Origin of the sequence: Candidatus Phycorickettsia trachydisci (genome assembly GCF_003015145.1) — a bacterium.
Taxonomy (GTDB): Bacteria; Pseudomonadota; Alphaproteobacteria; order Rickettsiales; family Rickettsiaceae; genus Phycorickettsia; species Phycorickettsia trachydisci.
In genome coordinates this window covers 1,001,753-1,013,352 of sequence record NZ_CP027845.1, presented here as the reverse complement: position 1 = coordinate 1,013,352, position 11,600 = coordinate 1,001,753, and the positions used below count along the sequence as shown (strand labels likewise).

The 11,600-nt window shown below is 34.2% G+C and carries 9 protein-coding genes; 5 read left to right on the top strand and 4 right to left on the bottom strand.

The window, feature by feature from the left end:
• Positions 1-45: 45 nt before the first annotated feature.
• Positions 46-1,125, bottom strand: a complete 1,080-nt coding sequence (locus tag phytr_RS04450) for a hypothetical protein (RefSeq protein WP_106874675.1) — start codon at positions 1,123-1,125, stop codon at positions 46-48.
• Between the two features lie 147 nt (positions 1,126-1,272).
• On the opposite strand from phytr_RS04450, the gene phytr_RS04445 reads away from it, so the two are divergent.
• Genes phytr_RS04445 through phytr_RS04425 form a run of 5 tightly spaced genes read left to right on the top strand, consistent with a single transcriptional unit; the run spans position 1,273 to position 7,268 of the window.
• Positions 1,273-2,301 carry an LptF/LptG family permease gene (locus phytr_RS04445; RefSeq protein WP_106874674.1) on the top strand — a complete coding sequence of 343 codons (1,029 nt, stop codon included), beginning with the start codon at positions 1,273-1,275 and terminating at the stop codon, positions 2,299-2,301.
• Entirely contained in the window at positions 2,302-3,009 is a 708-nt protein-coding gene (ubiE, locus tag phytr_RS04440; RefSeq protein WP_106874673.1) for a bifunctional demethylmenaquinone methyltransferase/2-methoxy-6-polyprenyl-1,4-benzoquinol methylase UbiE, read from the top strand.
• On the top strand, positions 3,006-4,376 hold the full coding sequence (gene ubiB, locus phytr_RS04435) for a 2-polyprenylphenol 6-hydroxylase (protein ID WP_106874672.1): 1,371 nt from the start codon (positions 3,006-3,008) through the stop codon (positions 4,374-4,376). The genes ubiE and ubiB overlap by 4 nt, the downstream gene beginning before the upstream one ends.
• The gene (locus tag phytr_RS04430) at positions 4,360-6,393 is read left to right on the top strand and encodes an LPS-assembly protein LptD (RefSeq protein ID WP_106874671.1); all 2,034 of its coding nucleotides are present in this window, start codon (positions 4,360-4,362) and stop codon (positions 6,391-6,393) included. The genes ubiB and phytr_RS04430 overlap by 17 nt, the downstream gene beginning before the upstream one ends.
• A 5-nt stretch (positions 6,394-6,398) precedes the next feature.
• Positions 6,399-7,268, top strand: a complete 870-nt coding sequence (locus phytr_RS04425; RefSeq protein ID WP_106874670.1) for a hypothetical protein — start codon at positions 6,399-6,401, stop codon at positions 7,266-7,268.
• Here the strand turns inward: phytr_RS04425 and phytr_RS04420 are convergent.
• The 3 genes from phytr_RS04420 to miaB all read right to left on the bottom strand — a co-directional run bounded on the left by phytr_RS04420 (position 7,265) and on the right by miaB (position 11,577).
• A complete protein-coding gene (locus tag phytr_RS04420; RefSeq protein WP_106874669.1) occupies positions 7,265-7,855 on the bottom strand; it encodes a hypothetical protein in 591 nt (196 codons plus the stop codon). The genes phytr_RS04425 and phytr_RS04420 overlap by 4 nt on opposite strands.
• Positions 7,856-7,959: 104 nt before the next feature.
• Positions 7,960-10,257 carry a penicillin-binding protein 1A gene (locus phytr_RS04415; RefSeq protein ID WP_106874668.1) on the bottom strand — a complete coding sequence of 766 codons (2,298 nt, stop codon included), beginning with the start codon at positions 10,255-10,257 and terminating at the stop codon, positions 7,960-7,962.
• Between the two features lie 3 nt (positions 10,258-10,260).
• Positions 10,261-11,577 carry a tRNA (N6-isopentenyl adenosine(37)-C2)-methylthiotransferase MiaB gene (miaB, locus tag phytr_RS04410; RefSeq protein ID WP_106874667.1) on the bottom strand — a complete coding sequence of 439 codons (1,317 nt, stop codon included), beginning with the start codon at positions 11,575-11,577 and terminating at the stop codon, positions 10,261-10,263.
• Positions 11,578-11,600: the final 23 nt, after the last annotated feature.

Genomic DNA, 11,600 nt, shown 5'->3' with positions numbered 1-11,600 from the left:
GTTATAAAGACTTAGTTATAATCTTAATAAAAAATTGTTTGAGGATCAATTACAAATCTCCACTATGTGATTATCTCCTAAATAACTTCTATAACCCATTGTGTCATCAAATTCATCAATCTGTTCATTACCACCCTCTATCTCTGGAATTACAGATGATTGACGATGCATTAGATAAGCTAGCTTAATTGATTTTTCAGTTAATATCCCCTCTTCTTTACACACTTGTTCTACAATGCTGTCTAATCTGAAACCTTCTGCCCTAAGTTTCCAAACTTTTTTAAATGCTAAATAATATTTCAGATCTCCCTCAAATAAATCATCTGGATTTCGTATTTGACTGTGAGAAATGTTGTTATCAATTTCGTGTGTTTGAGCTGTTAATTCCACCCTGTTTTTAAATGCAATTTCCATGAGCGCTGGATCTACTCGCTCGTTTATGCCTAAAGTCTTGTATACAGATAAATTATCCGAGGAATCTTTTATTATATCAATGGGAAACCTTTGAGCAAGTTCGTCTACATTAAATGAAATGTGATCACATGGGTTAGTAGATATGGGTTTAAAAATCTTTAAGAAATAAGGTAAAATTGCTTTTACATCAACTGTAGACTCAAGCTCAGATATTGCTATAAATTTCATAATTTTAGGTATTTCTACCAAATCTTTATCATTGATGTTATCACTAACTCCTATTTCTTGGTATAAATAGTTCTTTGCTGCTATTATTCCTGAATTGATGTGTATGAGCTTAACTACCGTGAGGAGCATCAGAATTTTCAGCCAATTCATAGTATCTGCTACATGATAAAAATTTTCATCCTCTCCATTGCATATACTAAACATAACTGAGATTAGATTTTTGGCTCTATGAATTATGGGATCTTTTCTATTGCCATCAAAAAGATGTACTGCTAAATTAAGATCTCCGTTTTGAAATATTTTAATTACATCTCTTACGGGTACGTACTTAGTCGATATATTAGGATCTTTGGCAAGCTCATAAGCTAATTCACGAGCTTTGAGAGGGTTATTCCAACATTTTTTGGTCTCGTAGGCCTTTTTGATGGATCTGGCAAGCAGCTTGGCTTGTCTTTCTTCTTGCGATTGGAAGCAACTAAACATAAAAGTACCCTTAATTTTATTTTAAGGATACTTCAAGCTTTATGTGCGCCGTAATCAAAAGCTAAAATTTATCATTAAATAATTGCTATAGTTGTTCGAGGGACATAAATCTATTATTCTCTAACTTGGATTAATTTTATTTGGATAATGAATATTTGTTTTCAGTATATACTCAAGTCTTATTTTAAAAGACTGTTTAGTGTATTATTTATCACTGCACTCGTAATTTATTTAACTAACTCTTTTGAATTACTGGGAAGATTCAGGGATCACAAACCTCTTTTCTTACTTCAGCTGTCTGGACTTAAGCTTCCTTATCTCATTTCTGAGATAAGTCCTTTGATTTGTATGCTTAGCGTTTTGTGGCTTGTTAATAACTTAGTTAAGCAGAATGAATTTATAATTTTTTTTAATAACTGCATTTCCATCCGTCGCATTATAAAATATCTAGTCCTTATTAACTTATGCTTTAGTTTGTTTTTATTACTCTTTATATCACCTATATCAAGCAGGTATCTTGCACAATATGACCAAACTATAGACTACTTAAGAGGCTATGATGTTAGTCGCGATAATTTATTTTTTAAGTTAAAAGGAGAGAAATTTATTCACATAGAAAGCTTAAGAAATAATTTACTTTCTGGTATTACGATAGCAGAAGTACAAGCCAATGATCTTAAACGTACTACTTTCTGTAGCCTAGGCAGAATTAAGCAAGCCGGTCAGTGGAACCTGGAGGATTGTGATATTAAGGATGGAAATGTTCAAACTCATCAAGACAATTATATTTTGCAAACTAATGTTAAGAAAAAAGATATTAGATATTTCGAATATAGTCCTTATCATTTACCATTCTGGAATTTACCTAATTTGGTTGTTTCGTTACAAAAATTAGGTATGCCTAGTAGTTTTGTAGAGCTTTATTTTTATAAACAAATTACAAGACCTCTTGTGGTAATTTTATTTTCATTGATGCCGTTTTTCTTTTTTGACTTAGAAAAACACAAAATATGGCTTAATAGTTCTTATGTAATTGTTGCAAGTTTTACTGGATTTTTATTTTTAAGCGTAATAGCAAATATCCTAACGCACTATACTAATTCTGCTGTTTTATGTAGTATAGTTCCTATAGCTGTTTTCTTATTTTTTATATTATTTAGAATTTCGCATATATAAATGTATACTTCATCTTTTATCAGTGATGTATTTACCTCTGTTGCAAGTAAGTACGATATTATGAATGATGCAATGAGTTTTGGTCTGCATCGCTTATGGAAAAAGCAATTTTGCTCCCTAGTCAAAAATCCCGGAGCTAAAATATTAGATGTAGCAACAGGAAGCGGTGATATTGCATTTGGATTATACAAAAGGGCGCTGAATTTAGGATTAACCCCTGATATTATTGGGGTGGATATTAATCCCGCAATGCTTTCTTTGGCAAAAGTCAAAAAACTTGAAAAGAATATTACCTGTGGTCTAGATTTTATGGAAGCAGATAGTACAGATCTTCCCTTTAAAGATAATACTTTTGATTACTATACTATATCTTTTGGTATAAGAAACATTCCTGATATATCTGAAGCTTTACAAGAAGCTCATCGAGTATTAAAACCAGGTGGAAAATTTTTGTGTATGGAATTTGGTAAGCCTTGTTTGCCAGGTATTAAACAGGCTTATAATTTTTATTCCAATTATTTTATACCTAAAATGGGAAGTCTCATTGCTGGTAATAGAGATGCCTACCAGTATTTAGTTGATAGTATTAGAGCATTCCCTGATCGTAAGAAGTTCTTAAGCATGATGCAAGCGGCTGGTTTTAAAATTTCTTATGGAAGGAGTTTAAATTTTGGCGTTGCTTCTATCTATGAAGGATATAAGGCATGAAAACTTTAGGGGGATTGTTAAGGCTAATTCATGTAATTAGTAAATATAGGATTTTTGATGAATTTATCAAAATAAAGGGTTCTATATTTACCCGATTTTTCTATCGTATTTTAGTAATTATTTTCTCTCCCATCAGATCCTCTGGGAAATTGGTAGATGCATTAAAAGAGTTAGGGCCTATTTATATCAAATTTGGACAAACTCTCTCTACTCGTCCAGATATTATAGGACAAAAAGCATGCCAAGACCTAAAAGACTTACAGGATCGCCTAGAGCCTTTCCCATTTGAGGAACTTAAACAAATTTTTCACAAAGAAACCGGTAAAATTCCAGATGAAGTATTTGCAAATTTCGATGAGCAATCTGTTGCCGCTGCTTCTGTTGCACAAGTTCATAAGGCAGTTCTTAATTCAGGTGAAGTAGTAGCTGTTAAAGTATTGCGTCCCGGTATTAAAATTAAATGTCAGCAAGATCTGAAAATATTAAACTTTTTAGCTCGTATTATTTCCCGCCTTTATCCTCAAACTAATAATTTTAAATTCTTAGAGGTACTCGAGATCTTTGAGGGCAGTATGAAAATGGAGCTAAATTTGCGAATGGAGGCAGCTAATTCATCAGAACTAAAGGACAACTTATCTAGTGATATCGGAATATATATACCACCTGTGCATTGGGATTTGACTACAGAAAAGGTACTTGTGACAAAATGGGTAGAGGGAATCTCGATTTATGATGTGGAATCAATCAAAGCTCAAGGGTTAGACCCAATAGAAATTTCAGAAAGAGTAGCGATTATGTTTTTTGAGCAAACATATCGTGACGGCTTTTTTCATGCAGACATGCATCCAGGTAATATATTTGTAACATTAGAAGGACAAATTGCTTTGGTAGATTTTGGCATTATGGGAAGGCTATCTCCAAAAGATCGAGTCTCTGTTGCGCAAATCTTACAAGGCTTCCTGCGTAGGGACTACATGCAGGTTGCAAAAGTGCACTTAAAAGCTGGATATATTCCAAAGGATACTGATCTTGCATTATTTGCAGGATATTGCCGCAGTATTTGTGAGCCAATTGTAGGTCTTGCTTTGAAAGATGTGTCAATTAGCAAAATTCTAGCTCAGCTTTTTCAGGTGATACAAGAATTTGGTTTAGATATACAGCCTCAGCTCATTTTATTACAAAAGAGTATGATTTTAATCGAAGGTGTAGGAAAAATTTTAAATCCAGATATTAACATGTGGGAGCTTGCTTATCCTTGGATGGAAAAATGGACGATTAAGAATCTTGGTTTTGAGGCTAGGATTGTAAAGTTTATTTCCAAGATTAAGCAATCAATTGAAAAGCAATTGTGTGAAGAATTTAGTTAACCAGATTTTTAAGTATTTGTGCCTTCTGATTCCTTCTTTAGGATACTCAATGCTTTTTAATGGAACCAACTTATTTACAGATCAGCTTCATTACGATGAAAGGAAGGGCAGTTTCGTAGCCAAAAAGAACATCTTAATTGTCCGTGATGATGACCTTTTACTTGCTGATGAATTTGAATTTGATACTAAGACTCATAGTTGGAAATTTAAAGGTCTTGTAATGTTGCAAGAGGGTGGGGGGCATATTGTGACAGGTTATGATTTAATCGCAGAAGATCATTTTAATCAGCTTGAATTTCGAAGTGGCTTTTTAAGCTTGCCTAAAAACAATATGACAATTACAGCTGATAGGATTGAAAGAAATTATCATGATTTTGATTTTGATGCTCCTTGCTATACTGCCTGCACGCGGGGTATGTTTCAAAACCCGATATGGCAAATAAAGGCTAAAACTGCTAATTTTAATTCCAAAACTCAAGTAGTAGAGGCAAAGAAAGTACGTTTTGAGGTTTTTGGTAAGCCCATTTTTTTTATGCCATATATGAAATTTACGGGACCTAAATCGTTGCATCAAAATGGATTTTTAATCCCATCTATCTCACATGGTAAAACCTTAAATACACCTTTTTATGTACGTCGTAAGAGCAACGTGGATCTGACAATAACTCCTCGTTTTAAGCTTAAACCAACAAACATAATTATGGAAAGTGAGTTTAACCATCTGACATCCAGTGGTAGTTATAAGGTGCAAGGAAGTTTAATGAAAACAGATGAATTTTCCACAAATAAGTCAGTACTCCAATATCATTTGTTTAGTAACGGGCAGTTTAAAATTAAAGATTATGATGCTGGTTTTAATTTAAAAAGAACTAGAAATTCAGGGTATTTAAAAAAGTATTATGATATCCAAGATCCATACTTAGTCTCTGATATTTGGATGCAAAAAATTAATGGTCCTGATTATATAAGGTTTGAAGCTTTAGATTTTCAAGACTTGCGCAGTGAGGATGAAAGATCATTTTGGCTTCAGGATACATTTGTAGCGCCCTTAATTCGGACTAAAAAAGTTTGGAATATAGGAGATGACTTATACTTATCCATTCAAAACAACCATTTATTCTATAAAGCTGGCTCTAGGTATAACGCCCTTCGCAGCTCTAATGCCCTGGCATTGACTAAGGTAATACAGATATATGACCATCAAATAGATTTGAGTCTATATGATAAATTTGATTTTTATGGTTATAAGTATCGTTGCTTAGATCAGCAAGATACGGGTACTTTTGCTCGCAACTTACCTGAGATACATACAACATGGAGATATCAAATTTTTAGTAATAAGTTTATAATTGAGCCTATTGCATCATTTAATTCAAGTCTTGGGAGGTATAAAGAATTAAAGATACCAACTATAGATTCGGACAAAAACGGTTTAGCTGATGATCTAAACTTGTTTCGTCACAATATGTTTTATGGCAAAGACTATGATGAGCATAAAAAACGCCTCAGTTATGGGGTGAATTTGCTATTCCTTGATAGAAACACATACTCGGCCTTTTTGGGTAAAAAACACGATTTATATGATGCTCGCCGCAGTCAAATAGTAGGCTCTGCAAGTATCTCTAATAAATCTGCGGAAATTTATTATAAATTCAATTTGTCAGATAAATTTAAACTAAACCTAGGTCAATTAGGCATAACTAGATTTACTGATGATTGGAGTTTGGATGTTTCGCTTTTTAATATACGTTATAATACAACCAGGATACTTGGATTGGGAACAAATGTGCGTTACAACATTAATGAGAATTGGTCTATAGGGGGAGGGGCAAACGTTGATCTTGCAAAGAACCCTTTCATTTTAACCAAATCAGTGGAGGTGACATATAATTATGATTGTGTTAGAATATTTGCTAAAATAGGAAGTAATTTTAGTAAAGATGGTTTGGACCATAAAAAGAGAAAAACCTGGTCTGATTTCTCCTTCCAAATAGGTCTTAAAAGCTTAAATATGTAAGAAGTATGCTGTATTTGATTTTGTTTAGTTTAATTGCAAGTGTTGCTAGTGCAAATGAAATGGTTGCCGTCGTAAATAAATCGCCTATAACATCTTATGAGATATACAAGGTGAAGCATTTAGCGACATTGTTTAATGCTCATGACGGCTCAAGTGAGATGGACAAAAAACTTAATTCTTATGCTCTTAATACTTTAATTACTCAGAGACTGATTGGAGATAATAAAAAATTTGAGAGTCTTAAAGCAAATGATAAAGAGGTTGATGAAGCAATTGAGGTCATTGAAAAACAATTTAAGCTTTCTAAAGGCTACTTGAAAGATATGACTAGCGAAAAAGGTGTATATGATTTTTTCAAAAATAAGGTTGAATTTGATATTCTAGTTGACAATATTACTAAACAAGCCTTGATGCCAAATATTCAGGTATTTAACGATGAAGTAGAAGATTTGGTGGTCATCGGAGGAGGTGCTAAAATTAACACAGATCTTTTGATTTTTACAAGCAAAGGCCTCGATAAGAAATCATATAAACAAATGCGAGCTTTAAGAGGTAAATTAATTAATACAAAAGGAGAATTAAAAGAAAAAATTTATGAATCTTTTGCCCTCAAAAATGAATTCAAAGGAGATATCGAAAAGGCTCCATCTAGCTTCCAAGCAGTTGCTAGAAGCATGAAGCCAAAAGATATTAGTAACGTTTTGAAAACCTCAGAAGGATTCAAAATCCTTGTAATGCGTAACAGAGATATAGCTGATTTGTCAAAAGAAGATAGAGCTGCTTTAGTGAATGCTATTGCCTCTAACAAGATGAATGTGGCAATGAAGAAGCTAGACAACCAAATTCAAGAAAAAGCTTATATCAAAATCTTTTAGATCATAAAATAGTCTCCTAGATTAAAGTTCACGCCATCACCATATAACTTGCCTATATCGCTATTTAAACCAGAATTTTCTACATGATTTTCTGCCGAATGTTCTTCTTTACAACATGCAAGAGATTCGTCGTCTGACCAAAATGCTTGAGAGTCTAAACTATCTTTTGGAAATGGACTAGAATCACCTGATGAGCTGCTTGTAAAGCTGTGAGATGAAAAATCTAAAGATTGATCGTATTTTATTCGAGAAGGCGATTCGCACATTTCGGCATTTTTCACCAGCCCTTCATCATTTTTAGATAATTCTTCGAGCTTTTCTTTGATGCCTGAATCATCTATTCCCAACCACTCTTTAAGATGAGCTATATCATGCTCGGGCAATCTTTTGACGATATTGTAGGCTATTAACCTAGGATCTTCTTGCATTATTTTCACAATCACTAACATTAAGTCATATGTTGAAGATGATGGCTTATGCAGCTCAAGATCTGACTGGTTCAAATCTTCCCGACATTCTAAGTCAACATCTTCCTTAGTATTAGGTATTGATTTGTGTTCTTGTTTCCCTTTATTAGTTTTAATCACTTTATATATGAGCTATTTAGATTAAAATTCATTAACATCGAAGAAGCCTATCATAAGAATAAAAATAAATCAATGTTTATACAAGCATAATTTAATACCAGAGCTTAATATATGTCAAAATTCTCTAATTCTTTCTGATTAGGTTCGAGTTTTTGGAATGGATCATTATTCTCATCAAGAAATAAATTCTTTTTGAATGCTTCTAGAATTGAAGAGTCAGTTTGTTCTTTTTGGCCAGTATGAGGATTAACATATTCCAAGGAAATGCTATCTGGGACTTTAAAATCTAATGATGGCTCATCCTTAAAAGCGTTTTTAAATATATCAACAAAAATTGGTAAGGCTACACCTGCGCCTGTTGCTTTTGCCCCCAGAGTTTTAGGATGATCAAAGCCTACGTAAGTGCCTATAACGATTTTAGGTGTAAACCCAACGAACCATGCATCTAAGCTATCGTTTGTAGTGCCAGTTTTGCCCGCAATAACTTTATTCAACGATCTTGCTGATGCGCCAGTCCCCCTTTCCATAGCTCCTTTTAGTAATGAAGCAATCTGGTAACAACTTGCATCATCCGAAAGGTTAATATATTCAGGATCGTAACTTAGTTGAGGCATTTGATCTACGGAAGTTTTATAGTGCCTGTTATCTCTCTTATATATGATATTACCGTGCTTGTCTTTTATAAGTTCTATAAAATGAGTTTTGATCTTATGGCATCCATTTGCAATACCGCCGTAAGCACTAGTGATTTTACTTAAAGTAGTCTCAAGTGAACCCAAAGCCATTGAATAAAATTTTTGAGGGTCATCATTAATACCGTAGCGTTTAATAATTTCGGCAATATTACCTAGTCCTACCATTTTTGCTAGCTGTACAGTGACTGTGTTACGAGATTTTTCTAAAGCAGTTCTAAAAGTAATGGGGCCCAAGAAAGTTTTACCATAATTTTGAGGGCTATATATTGGCAAGCCTGGTCCTTGGTATATTTCAATAGGTTTATCTTCAATTATCGTGTTAGGCTCTATGCCATATTCTAAAGCTGAGAGATATATAAAAGGTTTGATGAGAGAACCGGGTTGTCTTTGAGCCTGTGTTGCGCGGTCAAACTTACTTGTGTTGGAATCATATCCACTCACCATAGCAAGAACTTTGCCCGTATTTGTATCCATCATAATAACCGCCCCTTCTACTTCTGGAATTTGAGAGAGGGTGCAAGAATGATCATTTATTGTAACTGCAATTACGTCTCCAGTTCTTAAACCATGTGTTGCAGTCCATTTAGGTATTTGCAAATTCCAGGTCTTGTCATCTAAAGTTCCTACTTTTATCTGATCTTTTGAGACCTTTAGTACGACTGCAATCTTGTCATCATGCAGTTTAGGAATCTTTGCATTTTTTAGATCATTTTGCCAATTGTCTATGTTTTCAAGGTGAATAATTGGTCCCCTAAATCCTTTAGTTTGATCATATCTTTTGATACCCCAAATAAAAGACTTTTCGGCTTGTTTCTGGTATTCTGAGTGCAATGGAGTGATAATCGTTAATCCCTCTTTGTAAAATGTATCATATCCTAACATGTCGATAACTTGCTTTCGCACTACTTCTGCATACCCATCAGCTTGAAACCTATCTTTATCAAGGGGCTTACTTAATATAATAGGTAAGCTAGTAGCCCGCGTAGCTGACTCATGACTAATATATCCATCTTCTTCCATACGCCTTAGTACGTAATCTCTGCGCGCTTTAGCTTTTGCATAGTTTTGGTCCGACCTAAAGAGAGAAGGATATTTTGGCAAGCCTGCAAGTAGTGCTGATTCACCTAAATCAAGCTCTTCCAAAGGTTTATTAAAATATTGCTTAGCTGCGCTTGCAACACCATAAGCACCTTTACCAAAAAATGTTTGATTTAAGTATAATTCAAGTATTTTATCTTTGCTGTAAACTTGAGAAATTTTATAAGATAGAATTGCCTCTTTAATCTTTCGTTTCAAGGATCTTTCGGGGGATAAAAAGAACATTTTGACTACTTGCTGGCTTATAGTCGATGCCCCTTCCATTCTTTTATTTTGTATAAAATGGATACAATTATTAATAATCGCACGGATTAGGCTGGTTATATCTATACCGTGATGAGAGTAAAAATTTTTATCTTCTGCAGCTATGAAAGCTTGCACCAAAGACACAGGGATGTTCTCAATTGGGACAAATACTCTACGCTCTTTTGCATATTCCTGAAGAAGTTTGCCATCTGATGAATATATCCTTGTAACTGAAGGTGGATTATAGTTAGCAAGCTCAGCGTAGCTTGGCAGATTTTTCGAGAAATGATCAAATATCAAGTATGCTGCGCCTAAAGCGCATACAGAGAGAAAAAATAAAACCTGAAAAATCCTTTTGATCATTATCTAAGCAGCTATACTGCCTGCTAAACTATTTAAAAATGCATCATGAATCTTAACTTTCATAATCTTGTTATGCAAATTTTGGGTCTCGCTCTTGACATATACGGACTGCATGTGTGGAGATTTGCCAACAACTTGATTATCAAACTTGCCGTCCTTCATAAAAAGTATAGGCATTGTTTTGTTGATAAAGTTCTTATTAAATGATAATTGTTGCTCTTGAAGTTTTGCTTGAAGCGCAATCAGTCTTTCTGTCTTGATATGATCAGGAATTTGCTTGCGGGTTGCAGCTGGCGTTCCAGGCCTTGGACTATATTTGAAAGAAAAAGCTTGAGCATAATTGACCTTATCAACTAAATCCATCGTAGCTTGAAAATCTTCATCTGTTTCATCCGGAAACCCAACGATAATATCTGATGAAAAAGACATTTCAGGATTCGCTTTGCGTAATTTATCTATAATCTCCAGATACTGAGATGAGGAATATTTACGGTTCATTAACTTTAAAATCTTATCAGATCCTGATTGGAATGGTAGGTGAAGAAATGGCATAAGTTTTGGCTCACTTCCATGCAGATCTATTAGATCCTGATCCATATCTATTGGATGAGATGTTGTATAACGTATCCTCTCAACTCCCCTAATACCAGCAATATGTCTGATTAAGAAAGCAAGATTTACTTCTTTACCTTCAAAAGTTTTCCCATGATAACCATTTACGTTTTGCCCAAGGAGTACAATTTCTTTTGAGCCCTTTTCAACCATCTGCATAACTTCACGATAAATATGCTCAACTGGTCTTGAAAACTCAGCACCTCTGGTATAAGGCACAACACAAAACGTACAAAACTTATCACATCCTTCTTGTACTGAAACAAAACTTGAAGGTCCCTGGAATCCATATTCTACAGGAAGCTCATCAAACTTTTTTTCCTCTATGAAGTCAAGTTCAATTGCTTGACCCTTGGATGCTTCTTTGATAAGACGAGGCAAGTTATGATATGATTGGGGCCCAACTACAATATCTACAAATGGTGCGCGCTTGAAAATCTGATCCCCTTCTGCTTGACTAACGCATCCTGCAACTGCAATCAGACAATCTTTTTGGTTTTTAATTTTTTTAATTCTTCCTAATTCTGAATAGACTTTTTCAGTAGCCTTTTCCCTGATAGCGCATGTGTTTAGGATAATCAGGTCTGCTTCATCTATTTCTTGCGTATCACTGTATCCAAGGGGTTTTAGTACGTCTTGCATTCTGACGGAGTCATAAACATTCATTTGACATCCATAGGTTTTAACAAATACTTTTTTGTCGCTCATATTGATCTTTTAATTAATATAGC